General features: G+C 55.2%; 23 protein-coding genes. 11 read left to right on the top strand and 12 right to left on the bottom strand.

Annotated elements, in window-relative coordinates; translation table 11 throughout:
• Positions 1 to 265: 265 nt before the first annotated feature.
• Entirely contained in the window at positions 266 to 619 is a 354-nt protein-coding gene (locus ACEPPP_RS16940; RefSeq protein ID WP_374088541.1) for a HopJ type III effector protein, read from the bottom strand.
• A 40-nt stretch (positions 620 to 659) separates the two neighbouring features.
• Positions 660 to 1,145, bottom strand: a complete 486-nt coding sequence (smpB, locus tag ACEPPP_RS16935; protein WP_374088540.1) for an SsrA-binding protein SmpB — start codon at positions 1,143 to 1,145, stop codon at positions 660 to 662.
• 106 nt (positions 1,146 to 1,251) lie between these two features.
• On the opposite strand from smpB, the gene ACEPPP_RS16930 reads away from it, so the two are divergent.
• From ACEPPP_RS16930 to ACEPPP_RS16920, 3 genes are read left to right on the top strand one after another with little or no spacing between them, the layout of a single operon-like run.
• Entirely contained in the window at positions 1,252 to 2,613 is a 1,362-nt protein-coding gene (locus tag ACEPPP_RS16930; protein WP_374088539.1) for a sodium-dependent transporter, read from the top strand.
• Positions 2,614 to 2,615: 2 nt separating this feature from the next.
• The gene (locus tag ACEPPP_RS16925; RefSeq protein ID WP_374088538.1) at positions 2,616 to 3,047 is read left to right on the top strand and encodes a type II toxin-antitoxin system RatA family toxin; all 432 of its coding nucleotides are present in this window, start codon (positions 2,616 to 2,618) and stop codon (positions 3,045 to 3,047) included.
• Entirely contained in the window at positions 3,040 to 3,327 is a 288-nt protein-coding gene (locus tag ACEPPP_RS16920; RefSeq protein ID WP_374088537.1) for an RnfH family protein, read from the top strand. The genes ACEPPP_RS16925 and ACEPPP_RS16920 overlap by 8 nt, the downstream gene beginning before the upstream one ends.
• A 267-nt stretch (positions 3,328 to 3,594) precedes the next feature.
• Here ACEPPP_RS16920 and ACEPPP_RS16915 read toward each other — a convergent pair whose 3' ends face one another.
• Positions 3,595 to 3,981: a phage integrase N-terminal SAM-like domain-containing protein gene (locus ACEPPP_RS16915; RefSeq protein ID WP_374088536.1), complete on the bottom strand. Its 387-nt coding sequence runs from the start codon at positions 3,979 to 3,981 to the stop codon at positions 3,595 to 3,597.
• Between the two features lie 168 nt (positions 3,982 to 4,149).
• Between ACEPPP_RS16915 and ACEPPP_RS16910 the strand changes: the two genes are divergently transcribed.
• From ACEPPP_RS16910 to ACEPPP_RS16895, 4 genes are all read left to right on the top strand, one after another.
• On the top strand, positions 4,150 to 4,449 hold the full coding sequence (locus tag ACEPPP_RS16910; protein WP_374088535.1) for a hypothetical protein: 300 nt from the start codon (positions 4,150 to 4,152) through the stop codon (positions 4,447 to 4,449).
• 424 nt (positions 4,450 to 4,873) lie between these two features.
• Complete coding sequence (locus ACEPPP_RS16905) at positions 4,874 to 5,548, top strand: hypothetical protein (RefSeq protein ID WP_374088534.1); 675 nt, start codon at positions 4,874 to 4,876, stop codon at positions 5,546 to 5,548.
• A 551-nt stretch (positions 5,549 to 6,099) separates the two neighbouring features.
• Positions 6,100 to 6,378 carry a hypothetical protein gene (locus ACEPPP_RS16900; RefSeq protein WP_374088533.1) on the top strand — a complete coding sequence of 93 codons (279 nt, stop codon included), beginning with the start codon at positions 6,100 to 6,102 and terminating at the stop codon, positions 6,376 to 6,378.
• Positions 6,378 to 6,821, top strand: a complete 444-nt coding sequence (locus ACEPPP_RS16895) for a hypothetical protein (protein WP_374088532.1) — start codon at positions 6,378 to 6,380, stop codon at positions 6,819 to 6,821. The genes ACEPPP_RS16900 and ACEPPP_RS16895 overlap by 1 nt, the downstream gene beginning before the upstream one ends.
• A gap of 506 nt (positions 6,822 to 7,327) precedes the next feature.
• Here ACEPPP_RS16895 and ACEPPP_RS16890 read toward each other — a convergent pair.
• The 4 genes from ACEPPP_RS16890 to ACEPPP_RS16875 all read right to left on the bottom strand — a co-directional run bounded on the left by ACEPPP_RS16890 (position 7,328) and on the right by ACEPPP_RS16875 (position 11,193).
• The gene (locus ACEPPP_RS16890; RefSeq protein WP_374088531.1) at positions 7,328 to 7,861 is read right to left on the bottom strand and encodes a transposase; all 534 of its coding nucleotides are present in this window, start codon (positions 7,859 to 7,861) and stop codon (positions 7,328 to 7,330) included.
• A gap of 169 nt (positions 7,862 to 8,030) precedes the next feature.
• Positions 8,031 to 9,188, bottom strand: coding sequence for a polysaccharide deacetylase family protein (locus tag ACEPPP_RS16885; RefSeq protein ID WP_374088530.1), 1,158 nt, complete (start codon positions 9,186 to 9,188; stop codon positions 8,031 to 8,033).
• On the bottom strand, positions 9,185 to 10,381 hold the full coding sequence (locus ACEPPP_RS16880; protein ID WP_374088529.1) for a tetratricopeptide repeat protein: 1,197 nt from the start codon (positions 10,379 to 10,381) through the stop codon (positions 9,185 to 9,187). Before ACEPPP_RS16880 ends, ACEPPP_RS16885 begins: the two co-directional genes overlap by 4 nt.
• Before the next feature lie 155 nt (positions 10,382 to 10,536).
• On the bottom strand, positions 10,537 to 11,193 hold the full coding sequence (locus tag ACEPPP_RS16875; protein WP_374088528.1) for an outer membrane protein assembly factor BamE: 657 nt from the start codon (positions 11,191 to 11,193) through the stop codon (positions 10,537 to 10,539).
• A gap of 205 nt (positions 11,194 to 11,398) precedes the next feature.
• Here ACEPPP_RS16875 and fur point away from each other — a divergent pair, with 205 nt between their 5' ends.
• Genes fur through lolD form a run of 3 tightly spaced genes read left to right on the top strand, consistent with a single transcriptional unit; the run spans position 11,399 to position 13,761 of the window.
• Entirely contained in the window at positions 11,399 to 11,815 is a 417-nt protein-coding gene (fur, locus tag ACEPPP_RS16870; protein ID WP_024298085.1) for a ferric iron uptake transcriptional regulator, read from the top strand.
• A gap of 25 nt (positions 11,816 to 11,840) precedes the next feature.
• Positions 11,841 to 13,088 (top strand): lipoprotein-releasing ABC transporter permease subunit, encoded by a 1,248-nt coding sequence (locus tag ACEPPP_RS16865; RefSeq protein ID WP_374088527.1) that lies wholly within the window; start codon positions 11,841 to 11,843, stop codon positions 13,086 to 13,088.
• Positions 13,081 to 13,761 carry a lipoprotein-releasing ABC transporter ATP-binding protein LolD gene (gene lolD / locus ACEPPP_RS16860; protein WP_374088526.1) on the top strand — a complete coding sequence of 227 codons (681 nt, stop codon included), beginning with the start codon at positions 13,081 to 13,083 and terminating at the stop codon, positions 13,759 to 13,761. Before ACEPPP_RS16865 ends, lolD begins: the two co-directional genes overlap by 8 nt.
• 147 nt (positions 13,762 to 13,908) lie before the next feature.
• Here lolD and ACEPPP_RS16855 read toward each other — a convergent pair whose 3' ends face one another.
• A complete protein-coding gene (locus tag ACEPPP_RS16855) occupies positions 13,909 to 14,472 on the bottom strand; it encodes a DUF2062 domain-containing protein (protein ID WP_374088525.1) in 564 nt (187 codons plus the stop codon).
• 117 nt (positions 14,473 to 14,589) lie between these two features.
• Here ACEPPP_RS16855 and ACEPPP_RS16850 point away from each other — a divergent pair, with 117 nt between their 5' ends.
• On the top strand, positions 14,590 to 16,908 hold the full coding sequence (locus ACEPPP_RS16850) for a DNA internalization-related competence protein ComEC/Rec2 (RefSeq protein ID WP_374088524.1): 2,319 nt from the start codon (positions 14,590 to 14,592) through the stop codon (positions 16,906 to 16,908).
• Here the strand turns inward: ACEPPP_RS16850 and ACEPPP_RS16845 are convergent.
• From ACEPPP_RS16845 to ACEPPP_RS16830, 4 genes are all read right to left on the bottom strand, one after another.
• The gene (locus ACEPPP_RS16845; protein WP_374088523.1) at positions 16,873 to 17,460 is read right to left on the bottom strand and encodes a CDP-alcohol phosphatidyltransferase family protein; all 588 of its coding nucleotides are present in this window, start codon (positions 17,458 to 17,460) and stop codon (positions 16,873 to 16,875) included. The two genes, ACEPPP_RS16850 and ACEPPP_RS16845, sit on opposite strands and share 36 nt — an antisense overlap.
• Positions 17,457 to 18,209, bottom strand: coding sequence for an endonuclease/exonuclease/phosphatase family protein (locus ACEPPP_RS16840; protein ID WP_374088522.1), 753 nt, complete (start codon positions 18,207 to 18,209; stop codon positions 17,457 to 17,459). The genes ACEPPP_RS16845 and ACEPPP_RS16840 overlap by 4 nt, the downstream gene beginning before the upstream one ends.
• Positions 18,210 to 18,278: 69 nt before the next feature.
• Positions 18,279 to 18,428, bottom strand: coding sequence for a GxxExxY protein (locus ACEPPP_RS16835; RefSeq protein ID WP_374088521.1), 150 nt, complete (start codon positions 18,426 to 18,428; stop codon positions 18,279 to 18,281).
• Between the two features lie 124 nt (positions 18,429 to 18,552).
• A complete protein-coding gene (locus ACEPPP_RS16830) occupies positions 18,553 to 19,050 on the bottom strand; it encodes a CDP-archaeol synthase (RefSeq protein WP_374088520.1) in 498 nt (165 codons plus the stop codon).
• Positions 19,051 to 19,205 lie beyond the last annotated feature (155 nt).

Genomic DNA, 19,205 nt, shown 5'->3' with positions numbered 1-19,205 from the left:
AGCAATATTCACAATCCATGTCAAAATATATTTATACAAAAACTGTACAAAGCTGGATATTATCGCAGTGCGTTTAAATGACTAAGAACAATCGGATCAATGACGGGACCGGTCAAGGCGCTTAAGGATTGGTTTCCGCTCGCCCTGCATTCCGAACCGCGGAGCGGCTCAGGACGCAGCGATGGGGCTGAATTTCGGAGAATGACGCAGGCGGGGCGGGCTAACTCAACCGCATGGAGAGGTAGGGCGAAGGGGAATGGCCGAACTATTTTTGTTCCAGCGGCATTTCTTCGAACTCGATGCCTTCCCAGCCGTATTTGATGAAATTGCGGATATTTTGATGGCTCTTGCCATCGGGGTCGCCGAGGACATCGACGCGATAAAAGTCGCCGAACAAGTTCAAGGTTTGCTGCTTGTCCAGATCGTGCAGCAGCGCAAAGGCGAAAATCTTGCAGGAGCCTTCATTCACGCCCGCCGAATTGACCAAACAGTCCTCGCCGAGTCCGTTACGGAATTCTGCCGGGCGATAATCGTAGTGTTCGGTGATCACCGCTATCGTCTCCTGGAAGTCGACCGGGACGTTAGTTTTAATTTTTTCTAGGAATTGGGAGAGGGACATGGAAGTGTTGGGCTCAGTGTAGGGAGTTGAGTCAAGGCGATCAACCGTGTTTCAGGATGCGCCCTTTTTCGCGCTGCCAATCGCGGTCTTTCGAGCTGGCGCGTTTATCGTGCAATTGCTTGCCCTTGGCGAGGCCGATTTCGAGCTTGGCGCGGCCATGCTTCCAATACAGCGAGAGCGGCACGATGGTATAGCCTTTGCGCTCGACCGAACCGATCAATTTGTTCAGCTCATGCCGGTTCAACAGCAGTTTTTTCGCGCGCACCGCTTCGGGCTTGATATGCGTGGACGCGGACAACAGCGGCGAGATGTGCGCGCCGGCCAGCCAGGCCTCGCCGCGCCGAAAGGTCACATAGCTTTCCTTCAGTTGTACCCGTCCGTCGCGGAGACTCTTGACCTCCCAGCCTTCCAGCACGATTCCGGCCTCATAGCGTTCCTCGATAAAATATTCGTGCGTCGCCTGGCGGTTGACCGCGATCGTTGCATTTTGCTGAGTCTTGTTTTTTTTGGATTTTTTATCGGCCATGGGGGGCGGACTGTAATTTTTCGACTGACGTAAAACAATAAATTTGTTATTTTACTCGATTAAACTCGATCCAGTGTTTTTTATATAGAATCCGACAGGCACTTTCATGACGAATGCGAAAAAAACGATTCACGGCGAATGGTCATCGCGCTTGGCCTTCATTCTCGCGGCGACCGGCTCCGCAGTGGGCCTCGGCAATATCTGGAAATTTCCGTATATTACCGGCGCGAACGGCGGCGGCGCCTTCGTGCTGGTCTACCTGCTGTGCATCGCGTTGATCGGCATTCCGCTGATGATGGCCGAAACGATGCTCGGCCGCCGCACCCGCCAGGACCCGATCAACACGATGGAAATTTTGACCGAGGAAGCCGGCGCGGACAAGAACTGGCATTATCTCGGCTGGATGGGCGTCGCGGCCGGCGTGTTGATCCTGTCCTATTACAGCGTGATCGCGGGCTGGTCCGCCGCCTATGTGTTGAAAGCCTTTACCGGCAGTTTCTTCGACGCGGACGCCGCGGCGGTCAAGGTGATCTTCGACGATTTCATCTCGAATCCTGTGCGCCTGATCTTCTGGCATTCGCTGTTCATGATGGCCACGCTAATGATCGTCGTGCGCGGCGTCAACAACGGCCTGGAACAAGCCGTGCGCTATCTGATGCCGAGCCTGTTCGGCCTGATGATTTTGCTGCTCGGCTATGCGATGAGCACCAGCGGCTATTTCGAAGGCCTGAACTTCCTGTTCAAGCCGGACTTCAGCAAATTGACCAGCGAATCGGTGCTGACCGCGATGGGTCAGGCGTTTTTCACCTTGAGCCTCGGCATGGGCTCGGTGATGGTGTACGGCTCCTATTTATCGCCGAAGGTGTCGATCGCGAAAACCTCGGTCATCATCGCGGCGGCGGACACCTTCGTCGCGCTGCTCGCCGGCCTGATCATCTTCCCTCTCGTGTTCACGCACGGCCTGCACCCCGACTCCGGCCCCGGCCTGATCTTCAAGACGCTGCCGCTCGCGTTCGGCTCGATGACCGGCGGCTGGTTTTTCGGCGTACTGTTTTTCATCGTGCTGGCGATTGCCGCCCTGACCTCGTCGATCGCGCTGATCGAGCCGGCGATCGCCTGGCTGGTCGAAAGTAAAGGTTACAGCCGCGAGAAAGCCTGCGTCCAGGCGGGATTGGTCGCCTGGGCATTGGGCCTCGGCACGGTGTTTTCGTTCAATATCTGGTCCGAAGCCAAATTGTTCGAGCGGACTTTTTTCGAACTGGTCGATTATCTGACCGCAAATCTGATGCTGCCGATCGGCGGCTTCTGCATCGCGGTGTTTTCCGGCTGGATCATGCACCATCGGCATAGCGAGCAGGAATTGAATCTCGGCCACACGCTCTGGTTCAAGCTCTGGCTGCTGCTGGTTCGTTATGTCGCGCCGGCGGCGGTGTTTTTGGTGTTTCTGCACGTGGTCGGAGTTCTCTGAGCATGACCGTTGTGCAAAAAAGCGCCCTGGTCAAATTTTCGGCGCAGCAAATGTTCGACCTGGTCAACGACATCGAGTCTTACCCGAAATTTTTGCCCTGGTGTTCGGGCAGCCGGATCTTGAAGCGCGAGGACGATATCGTCGAGGCCGAGCTGATCATCGCGAAGGGCGGCTTCAAAAAAGCGTTCTCGACCCGGAACAAGATCGACCCCGGCGGCAAGATCACCGTATCGCTGCTCGAAGGCCCTTTCACCTACCTCGAAGGCGTCTGGAGTTTCATGCCGCTGCGCGAGGATGCGAGCAAGATTTCGCTCGACCTGGAGTTCGAAATGCCCGGCGCACTGGCCAGTCTGGCCTTCGGCACCGTGTTCAATCAAATCTGCAATACGATGGTCGCCTCGTTTACCGAGCGCGCCAAGGTGGTTTATGCCTAACGACAACGATTTGATCGTCGAGGTCGCCTACGCGCCTCCTGGCGTTCAGGCTTTGGTCACTTTGAAATTGCCCGCCGGCGCGACGGTGCAGCAGGCGATCGAGGCTTCGGGATTTTTAGGGCACTTTCCGGACATCGATTTGGCGGTCAATCCGGTCGGCATTTTCGGCAAAGTTTGCAGCCTCGACCAGGCGCTGAAGCCGGCCGACCGGGTCGAAATCTACCGGCCCCTGCTGCATGATCCGAAGGATGCGAGAAGGCAACGGGCGGTCAAAAAATAGCTGTCGCATCCGGCTATAGATTATCGAGAGGACTTATCCTCCCCTTGCGACCCTTGTTCAGCCCATGCGTGTAAGTCACCCCATCCAAGCGGTTGAAAATCGATAGGTGAATGGTGGGAGCGACGCCCACGTCGCGATTAAAGCCTCAAGTCGCGACGTAGGCGTCGCTCCCACAGACAAGTTTCATCTTTCGGGGAAATGAATGGCCGGTCCCTTCTCCTTTATGTCCTGTGGATACGGAGAGAGAGTTTTTCACTTAAATTCAGTTCAGTGCCCCAAACAACTGAGGACTGCCTGTATCTCGGACTGTGTCAGCACCACCGGCAAACGCTTTGGCGCCTTCGCCTTCGTCACGTTATCCAGCCACGGCAAATCGACTCCCAATACTTCTTTATAAAGGAAAAGGAGCGCACATTTCGCCTGGTTTTGCGTACTGGCAGAAACATGACGCTCGACCGCCAGATGCGATAAAAATGCCTCGACTTCCGCAGCCCCCATATCTTTGGGATGCCGCTTACCGTGATGCCTTATATAGCGTTTTATCCAATCGACATAACTTGTCTCGGTACGCAGGCTGTAGTGCTTAACCCGCATTCTAGAAACAACTTGATCTAATAGCCTTGGCGGTTTGGTTGGGTCGGGTGTGTTTAGCATGCTTGATCGGTGCTATGTTGGGTGCACTAAAATTTATTTGCCTTATGATATTGTTTGAATTATAGTCGCGCCTAGATATTTAGCAGACTGACTCCATAAATTTTTAGGTCTTTTTTTGGGGTCTAATTTTAGTTATGTTTGCTCAACCTCTACCAAAAGGAAAAAGTTATGTTAAACAACGTCTTGAGAGTGGCATTTGCATTAACGATCATTTTTAGCCTACCTAATGTATTGGCGGATGATCCTAATGACGGTCCTGGAGATACACCAGATCACCCTGACGTTTGGGTGGATACGACTCCATCCGGTGGGCAAATTATTACTCCGGGCGACAATCAACCAGTAAACGAGAGTCGAGAGGGAAATACCATTAAACTTGATTTTGATACGGAACCAGCAGCAGATAGCGACGTTGTTGATATATCAGGTGGTGGAGATGCTGATTCGTCTGGCGAAGGAAATAGATAATGTTGAACTGGCTTTGGCCGGATTGTGCCTGGATATTTGTCAGGAGTATTTTGCCGATATTTATGATATTGGTATCTCCCGTAACATTTGGAGAAACAGGTGTTTGGGCCAAAAGTGGAAGTTCTGCACAACTCCACACGCGCTGCCTTCAAACTTGGAAGTGCGGTCCGAAGGAAGACATTATCTATGGCGGGGATAAAATTCTAAAAGCCACCTCCCCTAAGTCAACCTTGGGAGTTTGTTCAGCAGGTGACGGGCCTATAGATAGTTGCAACTATTGCCTGGCAAATCCGCCTAAAGACACCTGTACTTGGACCCTTGAAAACAGAACTGGCCAATAAACATAACATTGCGCTCCAGCCGACCGCTTTCCGCTACGCTCCAAGCGTCGGCTGAGCTCTACGTTAGCGCTTAGGGATCAAGAATGCCCTCAGAAATCAAGGACACTGCTGAGCAGGTGATCCGTCGAGCAGAAGAGATTCTGCAGACGGCTCAGCACGGTCTTGAAGATCTCAAATCAGGCAACGGCTCAAAACGCTTTGCTGGTCTTCAAAATCTATTGGTTTTTGGCCGCTCGGTAACTTTCGTAATCCAAAATCTGCGGAGCGTGGTTGAAGACTTTGATCGGTGGTACAGCCCAATACAGGAGCAGCTGCGAGCTGATGAGGTAATGAAGTACTTTGTTGAGCTCCGAAATCAAATTCTGAAACAAGGGCGTCTGCAAACCGCGATAGAGATTAATGCGTCGTTTTCCTCTAACGACCTTCAAAAGCTCGGAACTCCGCCACCCGGCGCAAAGGGTTTTTTCATTGGGGATCAGTTTGGCGGCAGCGGCTGGACCATTGAACTCCCAGACGGCTCCGAAGCGAAATACTACGTCGAGCTTCCAAGGAGTATTGCTGAGGTGAAGCAAGTCTTCGCTGATGTGCCGGAGTCAGCAAGGGCGGCCATGGAAGGAAAGAGCGTTGAGGAGCTTGGCGAGCAGTATTTAGCCAAGCTTGGGGAGATTGTTGATTCGTGTCGCAAGCATTTCCTTGGAGCACCGGCGCAAAGAGTGGGCGGTAGGCGTCTTCCGCCATACCTTCGGGTCGTAAAATGAACCGCGCGCTAACAAGAGGTTCAAGGGCCGACGTCCCCGCCTTCGGCGGGGACGCGCCCTTAACCTGAGCGTTAGGCCGCACAGGACACACCTCTTTGCCCGCAAAAATTCATTCACTGAGACCCAAAATCGTGGAAGAAAATACAGCCGACCCGGATGACTGGAGGGCAATCGCGTTCTCGCACCAGCAAATCAAGGACTTCCTTGAGATCGCCGCTCTGCCGGAGGCAACAGCTCGTGAGATATTCGGCGGTCGATCAGCTCAGCTACGATGCTTCGGAACTGGCTTTTACTTCTTTTCTCGCGCGATCGAGTCGGAGTTGAATCCGCAACTTGCCAATGACCTATCCAGTCTCGCAGTTAGGGTCGAGCAATTTTGTCTAAATGACACTCTTGGTTCATGGACACAAAACGCAGCCGAAGCATCCCGGTTACTCGACCTCTTCTTTCGGCCGTAGCACCGCGATGCGCGGCCTAACAATTCATTCAAGCCGAAGCCGCTTCGCGGCTCGGCTTAATTCAGGCGTTAGCGTTTACTTATTGGGGTATTTATGCATATTCGCGACAAGACGATATTCGATATTTTTGGTGATCTCATGACTCTCAAACCTTCAGAAGTTTGGAAGCTATTAGGAGCAGTCATAGTGTTGCTCTCCGGCTTCAGTGGATCGGGATATTACATCGGCGGTTTGGAATCGAGACTTGATGCTGCTCTCTGCAAGATGTCACTTGAGAGGCGTACCCAAATGCTCTCGGACTTTTCCGATCAAGCCGCAGGTGAATTGCAAACACAGATTCAATCTGAATTGAAAAGTACAAGGAATAGATAATGAATACTTCTGGCCGCTCACTATTACTGTTTGCAATATTGCTTAGTACAATTCCGACGGGTAGCGCGTTTGCAGCAGACTGTGAAAGCCCTTCTGATTATGTTAGAAAGGTGTACAGCACTGAAGAAGGGAAAATAAATTATGAGCTTGATCCGGCGCTCAATTACAAAGAAATTACGGTTACCTTCTTTGGAAAGCGTGGACAAGTTAAGCGAAATAATACTGTGGTCAAGCTCGATAGCCACACAGGCACTATCTCCGTACCCGAAAGCGCGCTTGCTCCACCAGCGCAGTTGTGGTTCAACTTTATTGTGAAAGATAGTGCTGACTGCACACGATGGGGCTTGGTGAATGAAACGCCGCTGAACATCAAGGACAACCTTATTGGAATTGACAATCCGTCAGGTGAGGGTGATGCGTTCTTCATCAAGCCAAAGCGCTAACACAGCGGTCAAAGGGACGCGCCGCTCTAAGACGGTTTTGAAGGTTTGCTTTTTAATCGGATTTGGCGGCTTCGCTTGGTTTCCTTTAGCGGCGCGCCCCTTACCTCTACGTTAGGTTTTACTTATGAGTTGCATCGAGGACATCGCTCCATGAAAGATGAAGACGTTCAGGACCGTAGGATGCGGTGACGATAGGAACCGCATCAATCGCGAACGATGCGATGCGGTTCGTTCCTCACCGCATCCTACAAAGACGCGATTCATGGCCGGCCTAACACGACTGTACAAGGGACGCGCCGCTCTAAGGTGGTTTTTTGAAGGTTTGCATTTAAATCAGGCTCGGTGGCTTCGCTGAGCGTCCGTTGGCGGCGCCCCCTTTACGTTCGGCGGCGCAAAGCATCAAGCCCCTGAGCGTAACGGTTTTTTGCCCCCCCGTCCCAAACGTTTGAAGGCTGTTCCCTTGCAGCACGGTAGGATGCGGTGAGGCACAAACCGCATCGATCGCGTTATTCACCTGCAGCCACAGCCGATAAATTGATTTCATTGCCCCAATTTTCTGGATACGCCCCACGTTTCACATAACCATGAAAACTTGAATGCGGCCAATCTTTAGCGCATTGCACCCAGCCATGTTTAACCGGATTCCAATGAATGTAGTCGATATGTTGCTGATAATCCGTTTCGTCGCGAATAAGGTGCTCCCAAAACCGTCGCTGCCATACACCCCGTTCACCCCGTTTTTCGCGGCTTTTGGAGATCCTCTCTCCTTTTTCGATGTGGCGGGAAAAATACGCCTTGATTAATCCCCAGCGAGTGGAAAAGTCGGAGTCACCCTCCGGCAATGTCAAAATGCAATGTAAATGTTCAGGCAATATGACAACCGCATCGATTTTATAAGGATGCTTGGTTTTAACATGAGCAAAGGCCATCCTCAGCACGTCAAGCCGATCGGTTAATAAACTGTTGCCATGGCGCTCGGCCAGATTGACCGTAAAAAACCACGTGGCTCCGGGATGTTGAAAACGGCGGTATTCGGTCATGATTTAAATAATGCGGTTGAGTTTTCGATCGATGCGGTTCGTGCCTCACCGCATCCTACCGGGCTAATCTATGCGGGCTCTCAAACATTACGGACGGGATGAATATCCCGTCCGGCTCTAGTGCGCACCCGTGGCTCATCCCGAGTCAAAGGCGCCAATCAAGACCTCATCAGAGCTGCCGCAGTTGTGCGCAATCACCCCATGCCACGGCGTCGCCGACTTCCTCGAACAAGGCCGGCAGCGCCGTTTTGGCCTTCGGATGAACGTCATGAAACAGCATGACCCCGTGCCGTTTGATCAGCATCAGCGTCAGCATGCGGTTGCGGATATCGTCGGACGTGACATGGTTGTTCCAGTCCTGCGAATCCAGATTCCATAACGCCACATGCAAACCCTGGGCTTCAAAAAACGCGCCGCTGTCCGCTTGGCGTTGCCCGTAAGGCGGCCTAAACAACGGCATCACCTGTTTTTCAGCGAGCGTATCCTGCAACAGGACTTGCGTTCTTTTAATCGAATCCTGCCATTGCCCCCATTTGGCATGCGACTGATGTTCCCAGCCGTGAGAGGCAACGCATTGGCCTTGATAAAGCGCCGCCACCGTCGACGCCTTGGACCGGTCGACGCGTTTTTTCAGATTTTCGCCCAATACGAAAAAGACGGCGCTCTTGCCCTGCTTTTTCAGCATCGCCAAGGTGTCGTCGCTGTTTCCGTTCGGGGTGGAAGGGCCGTCGTCAAAGCTCAAAAAGAACTGGCGATCGGGCAAGCTGTCGCCGGTCCATTCCCGGTCGTTGAAACGGTCGATCTCGCTGCTGACCTTCGGAAATAACGCGGCGAGACGCAATTGTTCGGCAAGATAGGCATGGGTGAAGCCATCCAGCTTGGCGCGCCAGGCCCGAAGCGATGGCGGCAGCTTGCCGTTCGCGTCGGCCGCCTTGTCGAGCAATGCCTGCGGGGTTTCGGTGTCGCCCACGCAAGCCCAATCGGCTTCGGCGCAGGTTTCCGCCGCACGCTGATAATTGGCGAGCGTATTTTTCAATTCCTGGCTCAGCCATTTTGCCACCGACGCCCGATTTACGCTCTTGATCTTGAACGCGGTCAGCATGTCGCTGTCCGACAGTTTCTGCATGTCCTGCAAGGCCAGCGCATACGCCAAAATCGAAGCGCGCGAGGCTTTATCAAACCCGGCCGGCGAATTGACCGCTTCCGGCCAAAGATGCGGATCAGCCTTGGCAACCTGCGCCGGACCCGCCGCGCCCGCATGCGTCGAAAACCCGAGGAACAGCAGCGAAGACAGTTTCAACAAGAAGGATTTAGGGCGGCGCATCATTTGGCTCCCTTTTCTTGCATGCGCTTGATGCCCTTGTCATACGCCGGATTGGCTTTTTCGGCCTTGGCATATTGATATTCCCGTAGCGCGTCCTGCCATTGGCCGGCCGCCTCGTAAATCTTGGCGTTGTTGAAATGCGAGCTGGCGCGCACGACCGGCGCGGTGGCGCCGTCGGCCAGCGCGATCGCCTTGCGGTTGGCCCACATCGCCTCGGCCACGCGGCCGGCTTTTTGGAAGGCCAGACCGAGATTGCTGTAGGCCTGGCCATAATTGCCGTTCTGTTCGATCGCGCTTTGATACAGCCGTATCGCCTCATCCAGCTTGCCGGCATGATAGGCCGCTTCGCCCTGGGTATTGAGTTCTTTGGCGCTGTCCTGGCTGGCGGCACTGTAGCTGACGGTTTGCGCGGTGCTCTGGTCGATCACGCCTTGAAACTCGGAGGTTTGCAGGCGCTCCTCGCTGGTCACGCCCTTGATGGTATTGAAATCCTGGAACTCGCCGCCCTCGGTCACCGCGAACACCGTCCAGAGATTGCCGACCTTGTCGGTCGGGACATAATAGGTCCGGATCAGGGTCTGGCCGACATAAACGAACACTTTCGCGTTGCTCTTCGACAAGGCCGTCGATTCCGGGTTTTTTCCGTCCGAATAATTATGCACCGCATAGACATAGCGTTCGCCATCGTGCTTGCGGCTGATCGTGATCGTCTCCGGGCCGAAGCTGGTGGTGTCGTCCACGTCGAGCTGGGCGTCGGCGCCGCTCATGCTCGAAAAATAGACATGATTGTTCGGGTACACCGTGTGCGAATCGAGGTCGAGAGGCTCGGCGCCCCAGTTCAGCACGATGCGCATGCCGTCGAGATTGTTCATCACCGGGCTCAGCGCATAGGTGGTGCCGTTGCACGGACATTTGACGACCAGGTCGGAATAGCCGGGTTTTTTGATGATCAACAAGGCGGAGGCGTCGTCGGCATAGGCCGTATTCAGGCTGACCTGGCCCTGGGCATTGCTGACGGCGCTGACCGACTGCTCGCCGTTTTTTTGCAGGGTGGCGCTAGCATCGGCAATCTTCTGATCCTTGACCGTGGCGCTCAGAATTTGCACGTCGACCGCGCCGAGGGCGTTGCCGCTGACAGCGCCAAGCATGATTAACGAACTGGTTTTGAATAGGTTCAACACCCTGGCTTTATTCATAAGAATCCTTGCAACTGCATTAAGAGTTTGGAATGATTTTTCCCGGCGGAAAAACAAAAATCCGTGCAAGTATAGCAGATTCGTTAGAATCACCTGGCTTTGCCATGGAGGGAGAAGAGACTTATGATCTGATGTTACGCAGTGTCCAGGAACCTTCAGAACTTAGGCTCCTCGGCTTTTTCCGCATTTTCCGGTTGCGGATTGCCGCCGGTGCTTTGCTTCGGCGCTTCCGCATCGGCAGGCGCGCCCTGCCCTTGCTTAGGTTCCGCCGGCTTTTCCGAACTCGTTCCGCCGGTCAAGGTTTCCCATAAGCCTTTGGATCCCGTTTCGATCTCCTTGTCCTTGACCTCTTCCGCCTTCGCCGCCGTTTTATCAGAACTGAACCACCCGGTCAGCGTGCCCCACAAACTGTCGTCGAGATTCCGCTTCGGCACGTCCACGGTGGCGTCCGGCGAAGGTTTCAGCACCGGCAACTTGCTCGGCTTGAAGTCGCCTTGCAGACCGACGATCTTGTCGCCCTCGAAACGTAAGGTGATTCTTTTTTGCTGACGATCCTCGCCGCCCGGCTGGTTCGAATACAGATATTCCCAGCGGTTTTCATGAAACGGATCCTTCAGCATCGGCGAGCCCATGATGTAAAGCACCTGGCGCTTGCTCATGCCGGGCCGCAGCTGATCGACCATGGCCTGATCGACTATGTTGCCCTGTTGCACATCGACCGTATAGACGCCGGGCAGGTTGTTCAAGATCATCGAACAGGAAGCAACGGACAGGCTAGCCAACAGCGCGGAATAAAATAGAGGCTTACGCATGAATCTCGAGTATCATAGAAAAATACGGAATCATACCCGATGTGAAAAAATAATCCTATGAGACTTTTGCCGGGATACGCGCCTTTGCTGCAATCCGACACAGGCGCGAAGCCTTCATCTTGTCATGCCATTCGCGGCCAAAAAAGGCTACAATGGTCAATTGCTTTTGAAAACGGCTGATCTCGGCTCTATCGGAGATAATTAAGTGGAATCGCACGATTTAAGAAACGCCGGTCTGAAGGTGACCCTGCCTCGGGTCAAAATCCTCCAGATCCTGGAAAATCAGGTCAATAACCGGCATTTGACCGCGGAACAAGTCTATAAAATTTTGCTCAGCGAAGATGAGGAAATCGGTCTGGCCACGGTCTATCGCGTCTTGACTCAGTTCGAGGCGGCGGGACTCGTCACCCGCCATCATTTCGAAGGCGGCAACTCGGTTTTCGAACTGGCCAGCGGCGACCATCACGACCATATCATGTGCATCAAATGCGGCAAGGTCGACGAGTTTACCGACGAGGTGATCGAAAAGCGCCAGCGCGAAATCGCCGAACAGCTGGGTTATCAGCTGACCGACCACGGCCTTTATTTATACGGCTATTGCCCTAACTGCAAGAAATCCTGACTTCTCCCCATCCTGACTCAACTTCATGTTCAAACCCCTGATCTTGTATATCGGCCTCCGTTACACGCGGGCCAAGCGCCGTACGCAATTCATTTCGTTCATTACGCTAACGTCCGTTTTCGGCATCGCGCTCGGCGTGACCGCGCTGATTACCGTATTGTCGGTGATGAACGGCTTCGAGGCCGAATTGCGCGAACGGATTCTCGGCATGACCTCGCATGCGACAGTCACCGGCCTGAACGGCCAGCTCGACAACTGGCAGGAAGCCGACGCTAAACTACGGAACCAGCCGCATGTCGACGGCGCCGCGCCGTTCATCAACGGCCAGGTCATGATCAATGCGGAACGGCGCGTCAGCGGCACGATGCTGAACGGCATCCTGCCCGATTATGAGGACAAGGTGTCGAAAGTCGGCGCGAACATGGTGTCGGGCAAACTGGCCGATTTGACGCCGGGCAGCTACAACATCATCCTCGGCGCGGAACTGGCCAATTATCTCGGCGTAATGGTCGGCGACAAGATCACCGTGATCAGCCCGCAGATCAATTCGACGCCGGCCGGCATTTTGCCGCGCATGCGCCGATTCACCGTGTCCGGCATCTTCAAGGTCGGCATGTACGAATACGACCGCAACATGGCGCTGGTCCATATCGACGACGCGGGCAAGCTGTACCGGATGGAAGGCGCCGTCTCGGGCCTGCGCATCAAGCTCGACGAAATCTTCAATGCGCCGCGCATCACCCGCGACCTGGCCTCGCAATTTTACGGCGAATATGTGGTCAGCGACTGGACGCAGGCGCACAGCAACTTTTTCCGCGCGGTGCAGACCGAAAAGCGGGTGATGTTCATCATCTTGTTGCTGATCGTCGCGGTCGCGGCGTTCAACATCGTGTCGACCTTGGTGATGGTGGTCACCGACAAGCGCGGCGACATCGCGATCCTGAAAACCCAGGGCCTGACATCAAAAGCGGTAATGGGCATCTTCATCGTGCTCGGCACCATCATCGGCGTGACCGGCACGGTGATCGGAACGATCGGCGGCATCACCTTGGCCTTGAATGCGAGTTCGATCGTCCGAAAGATCGAAACCTTCTTCCAGGTCAACTTCCTGCCGGCCGATGTCTATTACATCAGCGAATTGCCGTCCAAACTGGTCGCAACCGACGTTTACGCGATCGCCGGCATGGCTTTCTTACTTTCCCTTCTGGCCACGCTGTACCCTGCCTGGCAGGCCGCCAAAGTCAACCCTGCCGAGGTCCTGCGCTATGAATAACATGAACATTCTCGAATGCCGGCAATTGACCAAGCGCTATACCCAGGGCGAACTGGACGTCGAAGTCCTGAAAGGCGTCGATTTGACGATCGGCGTCGGCGAACGCGTCGCGATCATGGGCGCTTCGGGTTCCGGCAAGAGCACCTTGCTGCACCTCTTGGGCGGGCTTGAGAAACCCACCAGCGGCCAGGTCGTGCTGGACAACGTCGACATCAATAAAATCAATGCGTCAAAGCTCGCCAAACTCAGAAACCGCGCGCTCGGCTTCATCTACCAGTCGCACCATCTGCTCGGCGAATTTACCGTGCTCGAAAACGTCGCGATGCCGCAGTTGATCGCCGGCAAAACGGTCAAGGAAGCGCGCCATAATGCGGAAGAACTGATCAGGCGCGTCGGCCTCGGCCACCGGATCGAACACAAGCCGGGCGAACTCTCCGGCGGCGAAAGACAGCGCGCCGCGGTCGCGCGGGCTCTGATCAACAAGCCTGCGCTCGTGATGGCGGACGAGCCGACCGGCAACCTTGACAGCAAGACCGCCCATCAGGTTTACGAATTGATGCTGGAATTGAATCGGGAAATGAACGTCAGTTTCCTGGTCGTCACGCACGACCATGAGCTGGCGTCGAGAATCGGCAAGGTGCTGCATATGGAAGACGGCGTGATCGTTTACTAAAACGATCCCTCGCATACGCTAATCCCCTCGGGTAGAGGGGATTAGCGGCTCACCTAAAAAAATAACTTGCCGGTTGAAGACCAGCGAGGTTTTAAAAACCTGGCAGGTCTTCGGGGACGTTATTTATATTCAAGTACTGTTTCTGGATCATGAACGCCAGAACGTGCATTGGAACGGATTGCCCTTTGCAAGCCTATGTTTCCGCTCGGCCCATTTTTTGATGATGTGCAGCCGCCAAAAGTATTGAATGCCGAAATAGCCGGCGGACGAGCACAAAACTCCCAATATCAGGCAACCCAGCAAGAACGGCTGCCAGACATCGCCCAATTCAGACAATATATTGCCGACCGAAAATTCGGCGCTTTGTTCGGTGACCGGACCATTCGTAAACAACAGCCCGACCCGGTAGGCGAAATAAAACAGCGGCGGCATCGTGAACGGATTGGTCACCCAGACCAGCGCGACCGACAACGGAATGTTGGAACGGAAATAGATCGCTCCAACCGCAGCAAACACCATCTCCATCGGCAACGGAATCCAGGCGCAGAACAAGCCGACCGCAAAGGCCTTGGCGACCGAATGCCGGTTGAAATGCCAAAGATTCGGCTCGTGCAGCCGGTCGCCCAAAAACTGTAAATGCTTGTGCTGCTTGATCACCTCCTGATCGGGAACCAGCTTGTCCATTAGCCGTTTTACAAATTGTTTTGCCATAATGCTTATAATTCTGTTGAGGCCTTATAAACTCCCGCGCGGAAAGGCGTTCCCGGCAGGCATGGCCTAAGTGTAACAGTTTTTCGATTGTGCTAAAAAAATATTGCGGACGGCCTTATGATCACTGCGGCGCTCTGCTTTTTGACCGGCATCGTGCTGGTTCAGCAATTGCCAGGCCTCCCCGAGCCGGGCTATTTATTGTTCCTTGGAACCGCTCTGGGTCTTTCGATCTGGCGGCGCCACTGGCGTACAATGTTTCTGCTGCTGGGCGTGGCCTGGGCGATCGTATTCGCGCTGATAAGACTGGATGACCGCCTGCCCGCGCGGCTGGATGGCAATGACATCCCCGTCACCGGCCGCATTACCGGTTTGCCGCTGGCGGAAGATAAAAGCGTCCGCTTCGACTTTGCGCCAATCCGATCCGAACCCCGCTTGCCGTCACGGCTGCGTTTGACCTGGTACCAAACGGCATCTGTCATCAAGGCCGGGCAAAGCTGGCATTTCACGGTCAAACTGAAACGGCCGCACGGCACGGCCAACCCGGGCGGCTTCGATTACGAGCGCTGGCTGTTTAGCGAAGGCATCGGCGCCACCGGCTATATCCGCAGCGCGCCGCCGCCGGAGTTGATCGAGGAAGCCGCAGACGCCGACGTCGCGGGCTTCCGGCAAGCGCTTGCCGACCGGCTTTCAGGATTAGCCGCGAATGCAACCCGCCTCGCGCTGATCCGGGCGTTGACGCTAGGCGACGGCAGCCAGATCACGCAGGCCGAGTGGGATGTATTCAGAAAGACCGGCACGACGCACCTGATCGTGATTTCCGGTTCGCATATCGGCCTGATCGCAGGCTTCGTCTATTTCCTGGCGCTCAAAGGCTGGGCCCGAATCGGCTTGCTCCGCTGGCCGCCGCCCCGGGTTGCCGCGATCATCGCGCTGCTCGCGGCGGTGTTTTATGCGTTTCTGGCCGGTTTTGCGGTGCCGACGCGCCGCGCGGTGATTATGCTCGCGATCGCGATGGCCGCGGTGCTCTGGCAGAGAAACGCACGGCCCTTTAACACCCTGGCCGCTGCCTTATTGGCGGTGTTGATCGCCGATCCCCTGGCCGTATTATCGGCAGGCTTCTGGCTGTCTTTCCTGGCGGTCGGCCTGATCCTCTTCGCGATTTCCGGACGGCTGGAAAAACCGAACCTTTTTATTGGGGCACTCAAACTGCATGGGGTCACGTCACTCGGTCTCGCCCCCTTCCTGCTATTTTTCTTTCAGCAGGTCTCTTTGATCGCGCCGCTGGCGAATCTGATCGCCGTGCCGGTCATCAGCGTGATCGTCCTGCCTTTGTCGCTGCTGGCCCTGCTGCTCCTGCCGCTGTCATCGGCCGCCGCCAGCCTGTTGCTGCTGCCGGCCGGCTACACCTTGGAAGGATTGATGTGGCTGCTGAGCCAGATGGCAGAGATTCCGGCCGCGACGATCAATCATCCGGCGCCGTCTTACTGGACGCTGCTCGCGGCGATACCCGGCGCCTTGCTCCTTCTCGCGCCGTTAGGCACGCCCTCACGCTGGCTCGGCGGCGTGATGCTGCTGCCCTTGATATTCGTTACCGCCGACCGGCCCGAACCCGGCGAAATCCGAATGGCCTTGCTCGATGTCGGCCAGGGTCTTGCGGTCAGCGTACAAACCGCCAATCATAGGTTGGTGTACGATACCGGAGCGCAATTTTCGGCCGCGAGCGACATGGGCCGCAATGTGATGCTGCCTTATCTCCATGCCGAAGGCGCGGACAAGATCGACACGCTGATCGTCAGCCATGGCGATAACGATCATATCGGCGGCGCACAGTCGATTCTGAGCGCTCTGCCGGTAGCCCGGCTCCTGACCAGCGCGCCGGACAGGCTGAAGGCTCATGCACCTTCGCTCTGCAAGGCCGGACAAACATGGCAATGGGATCGGGTAGATTTCACGATGCTGGCGCCGGATCAACTCGACCCGGCGACGGACAACAATAATTCCTGCGTATTGAAGGTTCAGTCCGCTCACGGCGCGATTCTGTTGACCGGCGACATCGAAGCCACCGCCGAATCCTGGCTGGTCGATCGCTATGGCAAAGGCCTGCGCGCCGATATTCTGGTCGCGCCGCATCACGGCAGCAAGACCTCGTCGACTCGGGCTTTTCTGGAGGCGGTACAGCCCCGCTATGTTCTGATTCCGTCAGGCTACCGGAATCAGTTCGGCCATCCGCATCCGAGTGTTCTCGCGCGCTATCGGGACATCAACACCCGCTGGCTGACCAGCGCCGATAGCGGCGCGATCCTGGTCAACCTCAGCGAACGGCGGATGACCGTAGCATCCTACCGGGAGCTGGACAAAAAATATTGGCGCGCGAGGGATGGCTCATCCTCGCCGCCTCATCTACTGTCTGAGTTGTCTGAGCACGTCCCAAAGTGAGCGCACATTCGATTTGGGATCGGACAATAAGGCGGTAATCGCAAGTTCTTCCAGCGATGCGCACAACGATACGATGGCCGCCATACGCAGCGGCCAGACCGGACCGCCTAAAATCAAAATGAACAAGGAAACGCCGACCGATGCCGCGGCCAGCTTGACCAGCCAGGTATGGTAACTGGTGAGTAATCCGAACTTGATCATGCCCGCCACGGGCGGCGCAAGACAACTGCCGACAATCAAAGCCACATACACCAGCTCGCGCATGACCAGTTCGGGCCACAGCCAGTAACTGCAGATCGCGATGGTCATATAAGTCAGCAAATCGGCAAAGCTATCGAGCGTGGCGCCGAATTCGGTCACCTGCCCGGTCAAGCGGGCAGCCAGACCATCCAGCACGTCGCTTAAAAAAACCAGCGCCAGCAGGACCATGAAGGCCTGTTGATGACCCAGCCAGGCAAAGCCCAACAAACCGGGAGCCGCGACGAAGCGGAAACTGGTCAGCAGATTGGGCAGGGTCAGCAAGGATTTAAAAAAAGGAGTTTGACTGTTCATAAGGTAAACGTCGCTGCCAACGGCGCATGATCGGATAACTTGCGCCAGGGAGAGCCAGCCAAACGTTCGCAGCCGAGCGGCGTCAGCCCGCGAAAATATATCCGGTCCATCTGCAAAATCGGCATCCAGCTGGGGAAAGTACGCGCATAGTTGCCATGGGTGAGATGAAAAACTTCCCGCAGCCCCAAATGCTGTTGAAAATGCCGCTCCGCCTGGCTTAGCCAGTCATTGAAATCGCCGGCGACGATCAACGGCGCGTGATGCGGCACATGCTGATCGATGCGCTCGCTCAGGCGATCGAGCTGGGCGCGCCGCTCCTTAGCGGTCAGGCCGAAATGAATGCAGACGATGTGCACTTCGGTATCGGTGCCCGGCATTTGAATCACGCCGTGCAACAGGCTGCGGCTGGCCCAGGGAAACGGCGAGACATTGATGTTTTCCCAACTGACAAAAGGAAAACGGCTCAAGATCGCGTTGCCGTGATGCCCGGTGTGGTACACCGCATTCTTGCCGTAGATATAAAACGGCCAGATCCCTTCGGCGATAAACTCGAATTGCGAAATCTCGGGCCAGTTTTCGACTTCCTTGGCATGCCGATGATGCTCGCCCTGCATTTCCTGCAGAAACAGCAAATCGGCCCCCGCCTCGGCCAGCGCCTCTTTCATCTGATGCAGGACGAAACGCCGGTTACCGGGGTTGAATCCCTTATGAATGTTATAGGTTAAGACCTTCAGACCCGGTTTTTTCATATTCTCTGCACTAAATTAAGAACTGATGTTACGCATTGTCCACGAAAAACACGAAAGGCACGAAAAATTTCATGACACAATCCGTTCAACCGTTGCTTTCGGATAGCGTCCAACGTTGACCAGCAAACTCAAACGCGCTTCCGCTGCTTTCAGGTAATTCAGCGCCTGCGCTTTATGCGCCCCCCTTGTATAGCGGAAAGCGCTTTTGTTTGGACTCATAACGAATAAAGCCAAGGGTATAGGTGTGCCATAGGGTATCGCCGTTATACCCAACCTCTACACCCATTTTTTCGTGCTTTTCGGGTTTTTCGTGGATATTAACGTGTATAACATCAGTAAAAAACTAAGGGTGTTTACGCAAATGCCATTTGTACAACAGAGGCGACGACCATGACTCGATCAGGTAAAAGACGCCGACCAGAAAGGCGATTTCGAACCAACCTATGCCCAGTTGCGATTTTACCGACACGAGCGGCAACAGCGATTCGAGCGGGGTATCGAGCCCGCGAAGATGGCTGCCTTCCTCCCGTCCCAGCCGTCTTTTGCAAAAGCTGGCCAGCAAATCGCCCGCCATCGCCCAGGCCGCAAACCATAGGCCGGTAGACGCGCCATATCCCAACCCGTACGCGACTAAAGCCGTCGCGGCGAGCGCGGCGAATAAACCGCGCCAGGTCTTGGCCGCGCCAAAGAGGGGGCGGCCATCGCCGAGCCGAAAACCGCCGTCGATGGGCATCGCTGTGCGGGCATCGGCCAACACGCTCGTCAAGACCGGCGCGCCGTTCGCGGCCAGCAGCAAGACAAGTCCTTTAACAACGGCGATCCAGCTCAAATCGACCGTCATGATATGACATCGTCAGTGTCGTCGGCCGGCAAAGCTATCTAAGCCACACCGACACATGCTGCCAATACACGCCTAGCATAAAACATCCTCCCATTAGGCCCAACTTGCACAACCAAAAATCCATCAACGGCCGGTGATAGTGGCTCATGACGGCT

This window comes from Methylomicrobium lacus, from assembly GCF_041897535.1.
Lineage (GTDB): Bacteria > Pseudomonadota > Gammaproteobacteria > Methylococcales > Methylomonadaceae > Methylomicrobium > Methylomicrobium lacus_A.
The sequence above is the reverse complement of the archived record's forward strand: the minus strand, read 5'-3'. Positions and strand labels throughout refer to the sequence as shown.